General features: G+C 39.0%; 14 protein-coding genes. 6 read left to right on the top strand and 8 right to left on the bottom strand.

All coding sequences use genetic code 11. The features are described 5' to 3' along the window. The first annotated feature begins 14 nt into the window (after positions 1–14). Positions 15–479 carry a hypothetical protein gene (locus ABD985_RS19165; RefSeq protein ID WP_345374614.1) on the top strand — a complete coding sequence of 155 codons (465 nt, stop codon included), beginning with the start codon at positions 15–17 and terminating at the stop codon, positions 477–479. A gap of 171 nt (positions 480–650) precedes the next feature. Here ABD985_RS19165 and ABD985_RS19160 read toward each other — a convergent pair whose 3' ends face one another. From ABD985_RS19160 to ABD985_RS19150, 3 genes are all read right to left on the bottom strand, one after another. Then, on the bottom strand, positions 651–3,476 hold the full coding sequence (locus ABD985_RS19160; protein ID WP_345374613.1) for a WG repeat-containing protein: 2,826 nt from the start codon (positions 3,474–3,476) through the stop codon (positions 651–653). A 189-nt stretch (positions 3,477–3,665) separates the two neighbouring features. Beyond that, positions 3,666–4,808: a DUF937 domain-containing protein gene (locus ABD985_RS19155; protein WP_345374611.1), complete on the bottom strand. Its 1,143-nt coding sequence runs from the start codon at positions 4,806–4,808 to the stop codon at positions 3,666–3,668. A gap of 237 nt (positions 4,809–5,045) precedes the next feature. Beyond that, entirely contained in the window at positions 5,046–5,753 is a 708-nt protein-coding gene (locus ABD985_RS19150; protein ID WP_345374610.1) for a YjjG family noncanonical pyrimidine nucleotidase, read from the bottom strand. A gap of 330 nt (positions 5,754–6,083) precedes the next feature. Between ABD985_RS19150 and ABD985_RS19145 the strand changes: the two genes are divergently transcribed. After that, positions 6,084–7,412, top strand: a complete 1,329-nt coding sequence (locus tag ABD985_RS19145) for a dihydrolipoamide acetyltransferase family protein (protein ID WP_345374607.1) — start codon at positions 6,084–6,086, stop codon at positions 7,410–7,412. A 76-nt stretch (positions 7,413–7,488) separates the two neighbouring features. On the opposite strand, the gene trpA is transcribed toward ABD985_RS19145, so the two are convergent. Further along, positions 7,489–8,268 carry a tryptophan synthase subunit alpha gene (gene trpA / locus ABD985_RS19140; RefSeq protein WP_345374605.1) on the bottom strand — a complete coding sequence of 260 codons (780 nt, stop codon included), beginning with the start codon at positions 8,266–8,268 and terminating at the stop codon, positions 7,489–7,491. 161 nt (positions 8,269–8,429) lie between these two features. After that, complete coding sequence (locus ABD985_RS19135) at positions 8,430–9,452, bottom strand: autotransporter outer membrane beta-barrel domain-containing protein (RefSeq protein ID WP_345374603.1); 1,023 nt, start codon at positions 9,450–9,452, stop codon at positions 8,430–8,432. Positions 9,453–9,739: 287 nt separating this feature from the next. Here ABD985_RS19135 and dapF point away from each other — a divergent pair, with 287 nt between their 5' ends. The 4 genes from dapF to ABD985_RS19115 all read left to right on the top strand — a co-directional run bounded on the left by dapF (position 9,740) and on the right by ABD985_RS19115 (position 14,615). Then, the gene (dapF, locus tag ABD985_RS19130) at positions 9,740–10,516 is read left to right on the top strand and encodes a diaminopimelate epimerase (protein WP_345374601.1); all 777 of its coding nucleotides are present in this window, start codon (positions 9,740–9,742) and stop codon (positions 10,514–10,516) included. Positions 10,517–10,759: 243 nt separating this feature from the next. Continuing rightward, entirely contained in the window at positions 10,760–12,754 is a 1,995-nt protein-coding gene (locus ABD985_RS19125) for a CHU_0125 family OmpA-like outer membrane integrity protein (RefSeq protein WP_345374599.1), read from the top strand. 313 nt (positions 12,755–13,067) lie between these two features. Further along, positions 13,068–13,634 carry a MarC family protein gene (locus tag ABD985_RS19120; RefSeq protein WP_345374597.1) on the top strand — a complete coding sequence of 189 codons (567 nt, stop codon included), beginning with the start codon at positions 13,068–13,070 and terminating at the stop codon, positions 13,632–13,634. Between the two features lie 36 nt (positions 13,635–13,670). After that, the gene (locus tag ABD985_RS19115) at positions 13,671–14,615 is read left to right on the top strand and encodes a KpsF/GutQ family sugar-phosphate isomerase (RefSeq protein WP_345374595.1); all 945 of its coding nucleotides are present in this window, start codon (positions 13,671–13,673) and stop codon (positions 14,613–14,615) included. Positions 14,616–14,931: 316 nt separating this feature from the next. On the opposite strand, the gene ABD985_RS19110 is transcribed toward ABD985_RS19115, so the two are convergent. The 3 genes from ABD985_RS19110 to era all read right to left on the bottom strand — a co-directional run bounded on the left by ABD985_RS19110 (position 14,932) and on the right by era (position 16,899). Next, positions 14,932–15,411 (bottom strand): MreC domain-containing protein, encoded by a 480-nt coding sequence (locus ABD985_RS19110; protein ID WP_345374593.1) that lies wholly within the window; start codon positions 15,409–15,411, stop codon positions 14,932–14,934. Positions 15,412–15,595: 184 nt separating this feature from the next. After that, the gene (locus ABD985_RS19105) at positions 15,596–15,766 is read right to left on the bottom strand and encodes a hypothetical protein (RefSeq protein ID WP_345374591.1); all 171 of its coding nucleotides are present in this window, start codon (positions 15,764–15,766) and stop codon (positions 15,596–15,598) included. A gap of 251 nt (positions 15,767–16,017) precedes the next feature. Then, positions 16,018–16,899 (bottom strand): GTPase Era, encoded by an 882-nt coding sequence (gene era / locus ABD985_RS19100; protein ID WP_345374589.1) that lies wholly within the window; start codon positions 16,897–16,899, stop codon positions 16,018–16,020. Positions 16,900–17,163: the final 264 nt, after the last annotated feature.

The following is a 17,163-nucleotide window of genomic DNA, read 5'->3' as shown; positions in this document are numbered from 1 at the left end:
CTTTTACCTTTTAAATGATTACTTGTAAACCGAAATCGGCGGCATTTTATGCTTTGATTATCTTCCTGATTATTCTGGGTACCGTAGTCTTTGGTATTCTTCGCTATATGAGTATTAGCGGTTTTCAATGGTGGGCGATTATCTTGCTGGTTGCTATCTCACTTTTAATGGTAGGCATGTTACTTCGACTTATGTTTACCTACAAAACTTTAAAACTGGACACCAAAAAGCAAACACTTACGATTCGCTACCCATTGCGTTTTGGGATGAAAGAAGTTGTAAAGATGAGAAGTGAAATTCTTTACTGGAAAAGGGAAGATAAAAAGATTGGGGATGTCTCTATGCATGAAGTGGAGATCTTTACCAAAACAGGAATTCCTATCAAGGTTAATGATAAAGCACACTCCAATATCAACAAGCTTGGACACTATTTATATAGTAATTACAAGACCTTGGAAAGAAAGAGTCAGGAGAATTGATTCATATATTTTTATTCGATCAATATTTTTCTTTAATTGACCTCGTTACAGGAGCTAAGTTCGCTTTTAAGCGTTCTGATATATTCTGTCAAAATTATGCATTTACACTATTATAAAAACCAGGCCCCAATAAGGGACCTGGCTTTTTTGTTTATAAATATTTAAAAGATATTAATAAGAATAGATCACGGTGCCGTCCTTTAAAATATAGCGTACTTTTTCCTCCACCTCTACCTTAATCACTTCATCACTGTAAGCTCTGATAGAGGTACATTCTGGAATGATAATCCACTTACCTTCCAAATCCAATACGCCCAATCGCTTACCTACCCTCACTTGAAAGCTATTTCCTTTTTCCTTCACTTGCTCAAAAGAAGTGTCACTAATGACATTTCCATTCACATCGATCATTCTCCATTTACCTGAGCCTTCTGAGGTATACATTTTCACAAAAGCTCGCTCTCCATTAAACCGTGTCACATCTTGAAACTTTCTTCGGTAAGCCGCATTTCCTGAAGGTAGAATATGGTAAGCCTGCTTGTCCTCCTTGACTACACAGCGCTCACTTCTGAATGGACCTACTACTTTACCATCACCTTTATATCTCCCAACGATTGCCCCCTCAGTATTGATAATAATTCGTTTGTTAACCAAGGCAACTCCATCGATAAACCTACCTGCTTCCATAAACTGAGCGGGTATTACCCACTCTCCTTCAATGTCCACATATCCCCACGCTCCTTTATGCATCACTGCCGACAGGCTGCCCGAAAAATAATTAGCATCTTCAAATCGAGGGGTAATAACCTCTTTCCCATACATGTCAATAAAGCCAACAGTCTTCCGCTTTTTGAATACCTCGACTCTACTCAATCCTTCGGAAAAAGGTGCTATAGACTTATATTTAAATGCCGTTAAGGCAATGCCATTATAATCTACCAACCCTTTGTAAAGAGTATTCCCTACCTCATAGGCTTGATAAAACCCATCACCCAATGGTTTTTCTACTACAATATTCTCATCCACTCTATAAGGAGTGAATTTTTTCTCATTAGATAATGGCTTAAAATAACCACTGTGAGTTACTTTATAATCTGCCGTATCCCTCACCATCACTTCCAGTAGTTGCTTTTTGGTTCCTTCCAAAAAGTGGATGCTATCATATTTTACAGGAAGTAGTTCTTTGTCGTCAATACTCCTCACTCCCCACTTTCCTTGACGCTGTACAATAACCACCTCCTGCTCTATTTCAGCAATCGTATCATACAAACAAGGAATCAGTTCTTTTCCTTGACTATTCATCACTCCATACCTTCCGCCTTTACGCACTAATGTTCTTTCTTTGGACTTTCCCCATATCGCCAACAAATCTCCCAAATGATCATAAGAAGGAGGTATGACTACCTCTCCGGACTCCTTCACCAATCCCAACACTTTCTGCTGTCCTGAACGCTTCACATTTACTGTAATCGCTAAACCATCTACAAAAGTCCTTAGAGAATCCGCCTTAATCGTAGGAGCTAATACAATGGTTCCTTCTTGATTTACTCTTCCCCATTGTCCTTCCTTCTTAATATTTGCGATACCATCCACAAAAGGAGCGATTGCATCATAAACGAATGGAAGTAAAACCTGACGTTCCTTATTCAATACTCCCCACTTCCCTCCTAACTTAACACGAAACAAAGGGTGATTTAACGTTGCTACTTCTTCATATTGAAACGGAAGAATCGTATTTCCTTTAAGGTCTATAACTCCTGCAATACCCCCTTTTTTAGCATTGAGCATCCCTTGCCATACATCGCCAAGGTAATCGTACTCAAAAGGTAACACGACCTCTCCATTAAGAGATACGGCACCATACTTATCTTGACTTCTTATCACAGCTACCCCTTCTCTACAGCTCACCACTTCATCAATAGGGTAGCGAATATCTCCCATCTCTACCGAACTTTTGATCTCTCCTCTTCTGGAAATCAAGTGATCCCAATAATCGCCGCTCGCAGCCCTTGCCCAGTTTGCGCTGAAATAATCCTTTAATGCAATTTTTTTGAAGTTATGCTGATATAGAAAAGTACCTTGTTGAGAATCGACTACAAAAGCACTCTCTTCTCCACCATCATTGGAATAGGCTAAAGCCAATCCTACTTCTGGAGCTTCTTCGACATGATAGAACTTACGATACCCCAACAAGCTACGTCCCTGTTTATCTAAGAGATAATAGCTATCTCCTATATATTGCCATACTCCTTGTTCCAGTCCTTCATGTGGAGAATAAGTCTGCTGATACATTTTCAGTTTTTTACTCTCCAAATAGTTTCGCGCCTCCTCACGGTTGGGAAAAGCTTGGGCAGTCAATAAACTTCCTGTACTATCCCATTCTACTAAATCTATTCCCTCTGGACGTACCCCTATTGCATGTTGCTCAGCCACATCTACTTGAGGATAAACAGGAGGTAATAAAATTTCTCCGGAAATATTCAATACCCCAACTTGTTTACCTGTACCAAAAAGTAACACTGGAAGACTATCTACCGAAGACATCACAGGATAAGTCCTCTCCAAAATCTCTTTACCCCCCTGATCAGCTATTCCAAATCGTTGGTTCTGCTGATATAGGTATGATCTTTTCTTTAAAGGAGTAATTGCGTCATAACGAATAGGTAAGACCTCTTTCCCATACTTATCAACGACTCCACATCGATATTTCTTCCAAACTAAAAAGCGATTAGGGGTTACGATTTCAATATGGTCATACTGAAAATCTAATACTTGTTCTCCTTTTCTATTAACTACTCCATACTTCCCTTGTAAAGCTGCAACTGCTAGGTTATTGGGAGTATAAGGCATCAAATGGTCATATTGGGGAGAAAATAAAAAATTTCCATATTGGTCTATCGCTCCCCATTTTCCATTTTCAACAACAGGAAATACCGATTGTGCCCACATGATCCTCGCCACAAACAAACAGCAGAAAAAGACGGTTATCCGTTTCATAAAGTTATTGCCAGTTATCTTTCAGAAGTATCAAAATAAATACTCCTACTATAGTAGTAGGAGTTCCCGCAATTAAAATACCATTCTTTAATAGAAAGATACAAGAAAACGTATTAATCTATCTATTAAATTCCCTTTTCAATATACAAACAGTCCCTTTATTAAACGGTCTTTCCACTCTTAGAGTCTTTATTTCACTTGGATAGCAATAAATCCATTAGGGTCTCCATCCTCTATTTTCAAACGATCTTCTCCTACCCCCATATTCATTAATTCGTTCTTTATTTGCTCTGCTTTCTCCACCGAAAAACGTTCCCCTTCTATTTCTCCACTAGATCCTATCACTAACTTCATGTAAGAGTATGCCATCATGATTTTCCCTAGATTATCAAGTTGTTGTATAGAGTCTTCTCGATCTTTTTGATTCATACTGACACGCTCTAAAACTATCCATGTATTTTCATCCAACTTCTCCGTGCCTGTCAAGTGATTGATCAGTTTCATCTCTGCCCCATTAGTATACACCGTAATCATATTACCATCAGGTAGCAATACGGACTCTTTTTCTTCATCACCTCCACCCCTACTCACGACTTCTTCACCTGTCTCCATTCGAATTGTATCTTCCACAGACTGATTCACATTAAAAATAGACCAAACTGCAAAAACCACCATGAAACCTCCTAATACAGGAATCATCTTACCAAAAAAGCCCCCTCCTACTTTTTCGTGAGAAAACAAGCTCGTAAAATTTCGACTACAATCTTCTGTAATTTCATGAAGCTCTGGCAACCCCAAACGAAGCATAAAACCCTCCGGTAAATGTAGCTCTTTAAGAAAGAATTTTTGTCCCATCAATAAGTTCGCCAACCCAAAATTATCTAGCTTCTTGTTTTCTACTTCTGTTCCCAAATACCCCATCACTACAGGCAAGAGCATATACAAAAGGTGATACCCTGTATTTTCATCAACTCCACTCATATGCGATAACTCTTGTACCATCCGATCCTGATCATCCTCAAAGACATCAAAAGCCAATCGCTGACCGTGATAGCGAATCGTTTCCCACCCTCCTTTATCTCTTTGTGTAATAATGGTTTTCAGCTTTCCAGCTACACTATGGTCTAATTTGCGATAAGCAAGAGCATACAAAAGACTATCAGCTCCTGAAGGGGTAGAAGCTTTCTGCATCAACCCTGCTATAATTGCAGGTATGGCCCGATCAATATAAAGCTGAATGTTCTCGGATTCCTCATTGAGAACATCGGCAATATGATTACTTACCTGGTTTCCAAGACCATTCTGAGCTATTGCGTGTAAATTATATGACATAGGATCTCTGCTTTTGGGTTACCATTCTGTATTAGGAACATTAAAAAAATGTAAATGATTTAGAAATGGTGTAGAGTCCTATGATATGCTAAGATTTTTACAATTTAAGAGGTGAAATGGGGTACGGTTATGAGTTATGAAAGTTATTTTACCCCTCAACGACATACAATATCCTATGGAAATTTTTTCAACCTTTTTTAAACGATAAGCAATAACCGATAAACATAAGCTCGTACCCTAAAAATGATGAGATAACTCCCCTAAGCTGTTGATCTCTAAATGAGGATGAATACCATGAGCAATACGATCCGGATTGTAAAAGACAGTATACATCCCTGCCGCCTTTCCTCCCTGAATATCAGCACGAGGATTATCACCAATCATCACACTATGTTCAGGAGATGTTTTTGCCTGCTCCATCGCATATTGAAAGATCTGAATATTAGGCTTCTTATGACCTGTACATTCTGAAGTAATAATTTGCTTAAAGAAATGATAAATATTTGCACTTCGCATTTTGATGTGCTGCACATCCTTAAAGCCATTGGTAAGAATATGTAACTCATAATGTTCATTCAGGCGCTGTAGCGTACTCAATGCTTCTGCCATCAAGTACGGTTTAGTAGGGCATATTGATAAATACACCTCTCCCATATCCGCAGGACATACTACCGCTGGAATGCCCAATTCAGCAAAAATCATAGGAAAACGCTCACTGCGAATTTTCTCTCGATCTACCTTTCCTCTATCATACTGTTGCCACAACTTTCGATTGACTACCCTAAAAGCAGCAATAAAGTCTAATTTCTGTATGTTTCTTGAGCTCAAACTGCCGATCTGATAACGATCATACAACTCTTCCAGTGTTTCTGCAGAGCTCTTTTCAAAATCCCACAAGGTGTGATCTAGATCGAAAAAGAGATGCTTAAAATCTGTATTTTTCATAGGCGCTTTCTATTCTACTCTGTCAGAAGGATTAAACCCTTCCTAGGGTTATATAGTGTATAAACATATAAACAACTTCAAAACGTTGTTGTTTTTAACAAAAAAAAATTTTGAAATACTGTAAATAAGAGATTTATAACAATTTTTTATTCTGCAAAAACCCTATTTAAATACATAATATTTCAAACATGTGAGATCAATCAAAAGTCAATAATCGTACATAGTACAATTAATAACATATTATTTAAATCTCCCTTTTTATCCTGTGAAATTACTATTTTTGTGACAGAAATGACGAAGACAGTTTTACAAAACATATAATCAATTACTATGGCACTAGTAAAAATGGTTTTGCCCGCTATGGGTGAGAGTGTATTTGAAGCAACCGTACTTACCTGGCTAAAAAATGTAGGAGACCGCATAGAAACAGATGAGTCTGTCCTAGAAGTTGCCACGGATAAAGTAGATACTGATGTTCCTGCTTCTCACTCCGGAATACTAAAAGAAATATTAGTGCAAGAAGGGGAAGTCGCACAAGTAGGACACCCCATTGCAGTAATTGAAACAGAAGGAGGCTCAACTGAAACAGAAGAGGACACCACTCCTGAAAAACAAACGGAAGAGGTTATTGAAACACCTGCCGAAACTCCCGTACAAGAAAGTCATACGGCTACTACAGTTAGCTCCAATAGATTCTATTCCCCTCTAGTTAAAAGTATTGCTCAAAAAGAGAATATCTCTGGAGAAGAGTTAGACCAAATCCCGGGTAGTGGCAAGGAGGGTAGAGTGACCAAAGATGACATTCTAGCCTACGTAAAAAACCGCACAACTACAGCAGCTGCCCCTACTCCAAAAGCAGCACCTGCCCCAGCAAGCACACCGCAACCACAGGGTAGCACAACAGAACAGCCAGCGACTAAGCAAGTAGCTCCAGCAGTTTCTGTAGATGGAGAAGATGAGATTATACAAATGGATCGTATGCGTAAGATGATTGCTGACCGTATGGTACAGTCTAAGCATACAGCGCCACACGTTACTTCTTGTGTAGAAGCTGACATGACTAATGTGGTCAACTGGCGTAACCAATGGAAGAATAAGTTCAAGGAGCGTGAAGGAGACTCTCTAACCTTTATGCCAATCATCGTACAAGCGATTGCCAGAGCGATCAAAGATTTCCCAATGATCAATGTGCAAGTAGATGGAGATAAGATCATTCGCAAGAAATCAGTGAACATCGGTATTGCAGTGGCTTTACCTTCTGGTAACTTGATTGTTCCAGTCGTAAAAAATGCCGATCGCTTGAGCCTTAGTGGCCTAGCACTAGCAATCAATGATTTGGCAAGAAGAGCACGAGAAAATAAATTAAAGCCAGACGAGCTACAAGGAGGTACCTATACGATCTCTAACATTGGTTCTTTTGGAAATACTATCGGTACACCAATCATTAATCAGCCACAAGTGGCAATTATGGCGATCGGTACTATCAAGAAAAAGCCGGCTGTGATTGAAACCCCTCAAGGTGACTTGATCGGTATTCGTCATATGTCTTACTTCTCACATTCTTATGATCACCGTGTAGTAGATGGTGCATTGGGAGGAATGTTCGTTAGAAGGGTATGTGATTACCTTGAAAACTGGGATGTAAATCAAGGGATTTAATTTTTTAGGGGCGCGATACATCGCGCCCCTAAAATTTACCTATCACCTGATGTCCGGGTGCCCACTAGGGACACCCTTACTTTTTACCTTTTATGTCTTTGACAAAAGCAGTAATATCTTCCGTTAGATTCTCACTCTGGGAAAGTAGCTTAATGAAAGCACTGCCAATAATAGCCCCCTGTGCATGCTCACATGCTTCTTCAAATGTTTCCTGATTGGAAATTCCAAACCCTATCAATCGAGGATTTTTTAGGTTCATCGCATTCACTCGCTTAAAATACTCCTTCTGGACGTCCGTTACATCGCTCTTAGCTCCCGTAATACTTGCTGAAGAAACCATATAGATAAATCCTTCTGTGTTGGCATCAATACTAAGGATACGTTCTTCACTGGTTTGAGGAGTGATCAAGAATACATTATGCAAGCCATTTTTCTCAAAGATAGGCTTATAAACCTCTGTATATTCACGAATAGGTAAATCCGGTAGAATAACACCATCGATACCCACCTCACGACATTTCTCACAAAATGCCTCTATACCATATTGTACAACAGGGTTAAAATAGCCCATCAACACCACTGGTACCTGCACCTTTTCTCTAAAGCCTTGCAGCTGCTCAAAAAGCTTGTGCATGGTCATGCCGTTTTCTAAGGCTTGCTGATTACTCTCCTGAATTGTAGGTCCGTCAGCCACAGGATCAGAATAAGGAATGCCGATCTCAATCAAATCTGCTCCTGAGGATTGTAATGCTTCTAAAATAGTATTGGTGTCTTCTAAAGAAGGATAACCTGCAGTGAAATAAATATTAAGGATACCTTCTGATTTTGCTTGAAAAAGCTGATCTATTCTGTTCATGTGAAGTAGGTTTGATAGTCAATAATTCAATACAAACGATTCTGATAAGGTTATTGTTATTGCTTGTCGTGTATAAGCGATCCACTATAGCCAATACCAAATACAACCTAGCAGCTAATATAATAAAAACCCTCTCAGTTGACACTGAAAGGGTTTTGATATTAATCGACAATTCTCAATCTTCTTCTTTTTTTCTTGCTGTCTTTTACTTTTTTACGTACAGCTTTTTGACTTTTAAACTCTTTTTGCTTCGGTTCCTTAATTTGGCCTCGGTGAATATCGCCATAACGTTGGTTCTGACGTAAGCTATAAGAATTCCCCCTTACCGGTATTCCTTTAAGAATACGGTGCGAATGTTCCTGCTGTACATGACAGGTTTCTATAGGACAGAGTGGCATGGCTTGTTTGATCGCATAGGATACGGTAATGCCTACCGATGGTCTAAAGACCGTAGACTGCTCATTAAAAGACGTGGAACCTAGTGCCTCCCTTAGACCTGGAATCTCATGCCCAAAACTAAAGTGTCCTTGAACGGTAGGCGTTACAGCAATACGGTCTGTTATATATATATGATACCCTAGCCCCACTCCTATTCCTAAGCTGTTGTCACGAGTAGAAAGTGGTAGTGTTGATGGAACCGGTAATCCCTCTTGCGTCAAAGGAGGTACATCCGGCAAGTTCCCTTCAAAATCGAATTGCATCCAGGTATATTGTCCAGAGACTCTAAAAAATGCATTTTCCTTAATTCGCTCTATAAAGAGATGGTCGGTCAACTGCAAAAAGTAAAAGTCCATGTACATCCCCAACGAATGGAATCGAGCATTCATATCAGAGTAAAAATCTCCAAAGCGGTTTTCTTCCCTGTAGCGATCGGTATGATATGAAACCCCCAACAGAAAACCTCTACTACTCTCTCTCATAGAGTTGCCACCACGAGCGGGATCCTTCACTCTACCTAAGCTGAAAAAATAGTCCAAATTGACACCATAGTTCCAGCCATCACTTAAGGATGCTACTGAGAATGGAACTCCAGGAGTACTAACATTATACTCCTCAATTGCTTCATTCCACTTGGTAAAAATATGACTATACCCCACACTTCCCCCTACTTTCATGTGGGCGTATTGTGCAAAAGAAGGAGTAGTCAATAACGCTAGGAACAAAAACAATAGTATTTTCTTCATGGTCTGGAAGTGCCGAAAAGATTCTTGAAAGTACTTTAATTTTCTAAAGGATGTAGCTTCTCTATTTCTATCAGAAGACTTGCTGTTTAGGCCAGTAGCCCGCACTCTACCTTATAGTATTATCAATAAGACAACCTCGATAAGACGAATAGCAATATGCTTACCAAAAAAATTTTATATTTTAGCCTTAAAGCAAGTTTATCGAGTTTTTTATCAAAATAAGGTGTAAGGTATAAATTTTACTACGTAACCGACGAACATTTAAAACAGATTATTGTCATATTATTATGAAATCAATCACTTTCTATAAATATCAGGGCACCGGAAACGACTTTGTGGTGATAGATGACCGTAAAGAAACCTTTGACATTGAAGATTACCACTTAGTACACCGTTTATGTGACCGTAGATTTGGCGTTGGGGCTGATGGACTTATCCTCATTCGAAACCACGAAGCCTATGACTTTGAGATGGTCTATTTCAATGCGGATGGACACGTAGGCTCTATGTGTGGGAACGGCGGACGTTGTGCGGTACAATTCGCTAAGTTTTTAGATATTTTTGACAAGCAAACAACCTTCTGGGCTGCCGATGGCCTTCATGAAGCCTTTATTGAAGACGAACTTGTTCACCTTAAAATGAATGCTCCTAAAGAAATTGAAGAAGGAGATGACTATTTCTTTATGGATACCGGTTCTCCTCATTATGTCAGTTTCAAAGACGATATCGGCCAATATAATATGTATGCAGAAGGACGTAAGATCCGTTATAATGACCGATTTAAAGAAGAGGGCACGAATGTAAACTTTGTGGAAAGACGTGCTGATGGCTTGAAGGTAAGAACATATGAAAGAGGTGTTGAAGACGAAACCTTTTCTTGTGGTACTGGAGTTACTGCCTGCGTAATTGCAGCAGGACTACAAGGTGCTGAAAGTCCTGTTGCTGTAGAAGTGGAAGGAGGAGATTTAATGGTCTCTTTCGATAAAAAAGATGATAATTCCTTTGATAATGTATACCTTATAGGTCCTGCTGTTCAAGTATTTGAAGGTAAAATAAACGTATAAACTTCCTCTGTACTTTTATGTAAAGAATTATACTGTTTCAGTGATACTTTTCTAATAGTTGAAATTATTACTGCCATCTGACTATTTGTTTATCGCTTATTGCTTATCGTTTAATTTAGAGTTGAATATTAAACAATAAGCGATAAATAACATATCTATTTCCAGTCTGTAATAACTTTAACCGGAAAGACTATAGTATTGCTTCCCCTATACTTACACTAACAACACCTAATCGGAATAACCATGAGAAACATTCGCTTATACTTGCTTGCGATAATGGCGATCGGTTACTACAGTTGTTCTTCTCCCCTTAAAAATGGAGAGAAGCAATTTAACCGTGGGAAATTTGAGACTGCCATTCGCACCTACAATAATCTTTTAGAAAAAGGGAATCTTCCCAATGATAAAAAGAAAGAGGTCTATTACCGTATTGCTGAATCCTATCGCCTATCGAACCGGATACAAGAAGCCATGCCTTATTATAAAAAGGCAAAAGAACTAGGATATGTCCCCGATGGAGTAGTCTTCCATTATGCTATGGGATTAAAGCAACAAGGTAAATACGATCAAGCCGTTAAACTATTCACCCAATACATCAAAGAGGGAGAAGACTTTGACTTGCAAAGACGCGCCAGAACTGAAGTAAAGTATATTGAGGATATAAAAAAACTGCAAGACCCAGATCCTTTTATCTTTATTAATAACTGCGCCTCACTCAATACAGAAGAAGCGGAGTACTCTCCGGTTTTCTGGAAAGACAATCAACTCGTTTATAGTGCTACTCGTTCCAAAGACTTGGTTTTTGAAGGAACTGGAGGAGGATACTCTCACCTCTATCTTTATGAATATGACCCTTTGGATAGTTGTCAAGGGACTTCTGCCTATCTAGATTCCACCATTAATACTCCTGATCTTCACGAAGCCTCTGCTACATTCAGTAAAGATGGGCAAACCTTGATTTTTGCTCGTAGTACCTATGGTGATCGAAAAGAAGAGTATAAAGAAGTAAACCTTTACACTTCCACTTGGAATGGCTCACAATGGTCTACCCCTCAACTGATGGACATCTCTTCTCCTGAAAGCTGGGATGGATGCCCTGCCCTATCTCCCAATGGCAAATACCTCTATTTTGTATCTAACCGAGAAGGAGGATTTGGAGGTCTAGATATTTACCGTGCCACCAAAGATTACAAAGGACAATGGGGGAGTATCCGTAATATGGGTAGCAAGATTAACTCTAGAGGAAATGAAATGTTCCCTTATGTCAGTGAAGATGGTAAGTTATATTTCTCCTCAGATGGACACCCTGGATTAGGAGGACTAGACCTTATGGTTGCCCGTAGAAAAGATGGGAAAATTATTGTCAAGAATATGGGAACTCCCTTTAACTCTCCTGGCGATGATTTTGCCATTACCTTCAGAGATAAAAAACATGGTGCCTTTACTTCCAATCGTCAAACTCCAGAAGCTAAAGGCAACGACGACATTTACTTCTTTGAAGACCGAACTCCTTTACTAAAACCTATTCGCTACTATCTAGCAGGGCAAACCGTACAAAAAAAGGACTCTTTGGAAACCACATTAACAGAAGTAGAACTACAGCTTATCAATGAAAAGGGAGAAGTAATAGACCGTACCGTTTCGGATAAGGATGGAAAGTTCCGCTTTACTCCTGAGCTGGAAATCGGCCCCGAATATATGTTGGTTTCCAACAAGCAAAACTTCCTGATTGACTCTAGCATTTATGTCACAGCAGATAAAGTAGTAGAACAAGAAGATGTCAAAGATAGGCCGGAAAAGATTGTAGACATTGTACTACAAACCAAGGTCGACCTCACAGAAGACTTCTACGAAAAACTCATGAGTGAAGGTGAAATTACACTTCGTAATATTTACTATGACTTTAATGCGTGGAACATTCGTGAAGATGCGGCAGAAGAACTAGATAAGCTAGTACAGTTCATGAAGCAGCATCCCGAAATTAAGATTGAACTCGGTTCTCATACAGATGATCGAGGTGGCGATAAGTTCAACCAAGAACTTTCCCAAAAAAGAGCCAACTCAGCAGTTGAATATCTTGTACTAAGAGGGGTAAGTGCCAGACGACTTGTTGCCAGAGGGTATGGAGAAGAAATTCCAGAGATTTACGATGCGCAAACAGAAGAAGAACACCAAATGAACCGTAGGACAACAATTGCCCTTATACAAGGAGAAGACGTATTTAATGGCAACTACTAGTCCTATTGGAGTTACTTAAAATACATATAGATGTAACGTTTTATATATTTTTTGTAACTACCTTTGGGGTATTCAAACTACGATAACACCTCGTATGAAATTGTCTCATAACTGATAAGTGAGATCATTTTCAAATGGATAAATGAAGAAGGAGAAAGGAGTAAAAACTACCTAAACATGTAGTTTTTACTCCTTTCTCCTTACAAATATATGTTTTGAGCTTTGTACTCAGAGCTTGTTTGGAAGAACAGACGTACTCTGTTAGTTATCGAATATACCATTAAGTACATTTACGATTAATTTTCTTTTGACCATGCTATCTGTAAAAGAAATTCTTTCCGTATCCCTGATTCTTTTTTCTGTCATCGATATTCTAGGAAGTATCCCTATTATTATTGACTTAAGAAGAAAGGAAGGTAAAATTGAGTCCCTTAAGGCCACTATCATCGCTGGAATAATCCTAATTGCCTTTTTATTTTTAGGAGAGGGCCTACTGCGACTCTTTGGATTGGACGTAGCTTCCTTTGCTATTGCCGGCTCCTTTGTATTGTTTTTATTGGGAGTAGAAATGGTCCTTGGAGTGACACTTTTCAAGGAAGATCCCGATACCTCTAATGGCTCCATTGTACCTCTTGCATTTCCTCTAATTGCAGGAGCAGGTACCATGACCACCATCCTATCCCTCAAGGCCGAGTATGAAGAATGGAATATCCTTATGGGAATCGTCCTCAACCTTATCTTTGTTTACATTGTCCTTAAATCATCTTCTTGGCTTCAGAGAAAACTTGGAGATAATGGTGCCAATATTCTACGTAAGGTTTTTGGTATTATATTGCTAGCCATTTCTATAAAGCTATTCAAAAATAACTGGGGAGCATAAGTAACAAGAGGCTACTCATACATAAGACATAATAAAATGACTAACGATATACTAACATCTGCGAAACGTGTTTTTGAGATAGAAGCCAAAGAAGTAAAGGCGCTATCTGATAAACTCACTAAAGACTTTGTGGGAACTGTAGAGGATATCCTAACGTGCAAAGGAAAGGTAATTGTCTGCGGTATGGGAAAATCAGGGCATATCGGACGCAAGATTGCCGCTACCCTAGCCAGTACCGGAACCCCTAGCTTCTTCATGCATCCCGCAGAAGCTTTTCATGGTGACCTAGGAATGATCACAGCGGACGATATTTTTATAGGGATCTCTAACTCCGGAGAAACTGAAGAGTTGATTCGCCTTATCCCTGCCTTAAAACGCAATGAAAATAAACTGATTGCCATTTGCGGAAAACCATCTTCTACCTTAGTAAAAAATGCAGATTACTTTCTGGATATTAGTGTAGAAAAAGAAGCCTGTCCATTAGCCCTTGCTCCAACCTCTTCTACTACTGCTACCTTGGCCATGGGAGATGCATTGGCTGTAGCCCTCATGGAGCAACGTAACTTTAAGCCGGAGCAATTTGCCCTGTTTCATCCTGGAGGAAGTCTAGGTCGTAAACTGCTCACCAAGGTCAAAGATGTTATGCGATCACAAGACTTACCTTTCGTACAAAAGAATACTTCTTTTCAGGAACTGATCTTAGCGATTAGTCAAGGAAAGTTAGGACTAGCGATCGTCATGGAGGAAGATACACTCTGTGGTATCGTTACAGATGGTGACCTTAGACGAGGATGGCAAAAACACCATGACATGCACAATATTACCGTGGAAGACCTCATGACACATCAACCAAAAACTATCAGTGCAGATACCATGTTGGCGGATGCTGAAGAGCTCATGATGTCACACAAGATCACTTCCTTGCTAGTGACTAACGAAGGACAAAAGGTGGTTGGAGTAATGCAACTATATGCTATATAAAAAACATGAATCATCCCATATTAACAAGTGGCTTAGTTTTCTGAGAATCCATCACTTTACAGCTATCTCACAAGCCCTTTATGAGCTTCTTCATTTTTTCCTTGATGAAAAAACGAAGCAAAAAAATCAAGGCTTTGAAGAATTTGCCTAATTTTTAATCGCAAAAGCTAAAAATCCCAAACTCGCTACGCTCAAACAATGGAATTTTCTTAACGCTTTTACGATTAAAAATTTTAACGGCAATTCTTCAAGGCCGTTTTTAAATATATAAAGGCACTTTTTAAACAAAAAACATGAGTCACTCCTCATGTTTTGTTTATTCCTGTGTATGTTCATCTGTCGTATCTGTACCTCCTCCAAAAAAACTAGGGGGAAGAATTTTTCTAATAAAGGATTTCCCCTCCTCTATTTCCTTAATCTGCACTTCTGCTTCTTGTAGAGCCTTATGCCAGGCTGGAGAAAACCCTACCATTGAACTAGAAAGAATATCCACGGCCTTCTGGTAAACCTGATAGGTCACGACTTCTTTTCTTCCTGGTTTTTGCATCAGGGCCTGATTGCTAATTCTAAGGTTTTCGTTCTCCATTTTCAATTGCTCAATTTGTTGACGCTTATTGGCTGTTGCCTCTGCATCCAAATCCATCTTCTGATGTAAATGTTTTTTGAGCTGCTTCATTTCTTTCTTCAAATGGGCACGTTGAATCAGCTGACTAATATACAGGATCAAAGCAATTACCAAGCCTACTGCAAGACCTATCAAAAAGCTTTCTATTGAGAAGTTTTCCATACTATCCATAATTTCTAGGCAATATCAAGTTGAGCATCTATAGATGTAAAACATCTTTCTTGATGAAAATCTCTCCATACATAAGAAATACTCTAAAATAAGAAAAGGCAACCCTTGTGGTCGCCCCATAAAAAAGTCATCTCAGAAATTTATCTGAGATGACTTATCATTATCAAAAAGCTGCTAGAAGCACTTACATATACTTTGCAAATTTTTGTCGAATAGAGAAATACCTTTTCAGTTCTTCTTCTCTACGGACACGTTCTTCTGCCGCAAATAAATCAAAGTTTTGCCATGCAGCTTCTAAGAGCTTGCTATAAGATGATTTGGTGGCTTTCTTTCTGCCTGTTGTGGTAAAATTCATTATCATAGCTTTTAGTAATTAAGGTGGCTATTTGATAAACTTCTATCTCTATACCACAAAGCGGTATGAACAATAGGTAATGAGGATACATAGTTGAATCCCTTAAAAAAGGATTCTACTGCTCAAATCACTTCATGTCAACGATAATATAAGAAATTTATATACTTCTTATAAATGACAGATGTTTCCCCTCAACAGACAAAAATAGTAAAATTAAATGAATATATGTTCATTCAATTGTTAACCAATACTTAAGACATATACCCGAAGCGCTTCAATTTGCTATCCGTTTTTCTCCAGTCCGGATCTACTTTTACGTATTGCTCCAGAAATACTTTTTTCTGGAAAAATGTTTCCATTTCTTTTCGTGCTTGTGTACCTACTTTCTTTAATGCCTGTCCTTGCTTACCAATCACAATTGCTTTCTGGCTTTTTCGCTCTACAATAATATCGGCTCCTATTCGGATCAGGTCTTTAGTTTCTTTGAAGGTATGCACGATCACCTCACAAGCATATGGAATCTCTTGCTCATAGTTCATCAAGATTTTCTCACGAATAATCTCTGATACAAAGAAACGTTGTGGTTTATCAGTCAACTCATCCTTAGAGAAAAAGGCATCATGCTCTGGAATATGATTTAAGATCAGCTCCAGAATATGCTCTACATTAAACTTATGTAGTGCAGAAATAGGCACAATCTCTACTGGATTTAGTTTTTCCTGCCACTCTTGTATCTTCTTAACTACCGTCTCCTGATTAGCCAGGTCAATCTTATTGATGATTAAGATAACTGGAAGCTTCAAGTTAGCAATTCGCTGTATCACATCATTCTCATCAAACTTCTCATTGATGTCGGTCACAAACAACACCACATCGGCATCCTCCAACGACTCCTTTACAAAGTCCATCATGGATTCCTGCAACTTATATTGTGGCTTAATCACCCCTGGTGTATCAGAGTATACAATCTGGAAATCATCTCCACTGATGATCCCCATGATACGATGACGAGTTGTCTGTGCTTTTGAAGTAATAATAGATAGTCGTTCCCCTACCAACTGGTTCATGAGAGTTGACTTTCCAACATTGGGTTTTCCTACAATACTGACAAACCCTGCTTTATGGTTGCTCATAGCGATTTATTTACGTACATTAATAAAAGGCGATTCCTTCCTATAAAGTGCCTCTTACTGTATAAATTACAATATAACGCCCCACTTCTAAAAAGAGAGGCTCACTGCAAAGGTGCATAAATTCTTGAATAAATTGTATAATTAAAATTAAATCCCTACCTTTGCATCCGCATCAATCACAAGGAGGCTTGTAAATTGATGACTATATCGCGGGATGGAGCAGTTGGTAGCTCGTCGGGCTCATAACCCGAAGGTCGTCAGTTC

The sequence above is a fragment of the Algivirga pacifica genome, from assembly GCF_039543525.1.
Taxonomy (GTDB): Bacteria; Bacteroidota; Bacteroidia; order Cytophagales; family Flammeovirgaceae; genus Algivirga; species Algivirga pacifica.
Note: the sequence above shows the minus strand (reverse complement) of the source record. Positions and strands in the feature narration are given on the sequence as shown.

What these genes read in the sequence shown, in the direction of transcription:
- ABD985_RS19125 (WP_345374599.1), top strand. Translation starts at nt 10,760, where the DNA reads ATGAGAAACATTCGCTTATACTTGCTTGCGATAATGGCGATCGGTTAC.
- ABD985_RS19135 (WP_345374603.1), bottom strand. Translation starts at nt 9,452, where the DNA reads ATGAAGAAAATACTATTGTTTTTGTTCCTAGCGTTATTGACTACTCCT.
- ABD985_RS19145 (WP_345374607.1), top strand. Translation starts at nt 6,084, where the DNA reads ATGGCACTAGTAAAAATGGTTTTGCCCGCTATGGGTGAGAGTGTATTT.
- ABD985_RS19150 (WP_345374610.1), bottom strand. Translation starts at nt 5,753, where the DNA reads ATGAAAAATACAGATTTTAAGCATCTCTTTTTCGATCTAGATCACACC.
- ABD985_RS19120 (WP_345374597.1), top strand. Translation starts at nt 13,068, where the DNA reads ATGCTATCTGTAAAAGAAATTCTTTCCGTATCCCTGATTCTTTTTTCT.
- ABD985_RS19155 (WP_345374611.1), bottom strand. Translation starts at nt 4,808, where the DNA reads ATGTCATATAATTTACACGCAATAGCTCAGAATGGTCTTGGAAACCAG.
- ABD985_RS19165 (WP_345374614.1), top strand. Translation starts at nt 15, where the DNA reads ATGATTACTTGTAAACCGAAATCGGCGGCATTTTATGCTTTGATTATC.
- era (WP_345374589.1), bottom strand. Translation starts at nt 16,899, where the DNA reads ATGAGCAACCATAAAGCAGGGTTTGTCAGTATTGTAGGAAAACCCAAT.
- ABD985_RS19105 (WP_345374591.1), bottom strand. Translation starts at nt 15,766, where the DNA reads ATGAATTTTACCACAACAGGCAGAAAGAAAGCCACCAAATCATCTTAT.
- ABD985_RS19115 (WP_345374595.1), top strand. Translation starts at nt 13,671, where the DNA reads ATGACTAACGATATACTAACATCTGCGAAACGTGTTTTTGAGATAGAA.
- ABD985_RS19110 (WP_345374593.1), bottom strand. Translation starts at nt 15,411, where the DNA reads ATGGATAGTATGGAAAACTTCTCAATAGAAAGCTTTTTGATAGGTCTT.
- trpA (WP_345374605.1), bottom strand. Translation starts at nt 8,268, where the DNA reads ATGAACAGAATAGATCAGCTTTTTCAAGCAAAATCAGAAGGTATCCTT.
- dapF (WP_345374601.1), top strand. Translation starts at nt 9,740, where the DNA reads ATGAAATCAATCACTTTCTATAAATATCAGGGCACCGGAAACGACTTT.
- ABD985_RS19160 (WP_345374613.1), bottom strand. Translation starts at nt 3,476, where the DNA reads ATGAAACGGATAACCGTCTTTTTCTGCTGTTTGTTTGTGGCGAGGATC.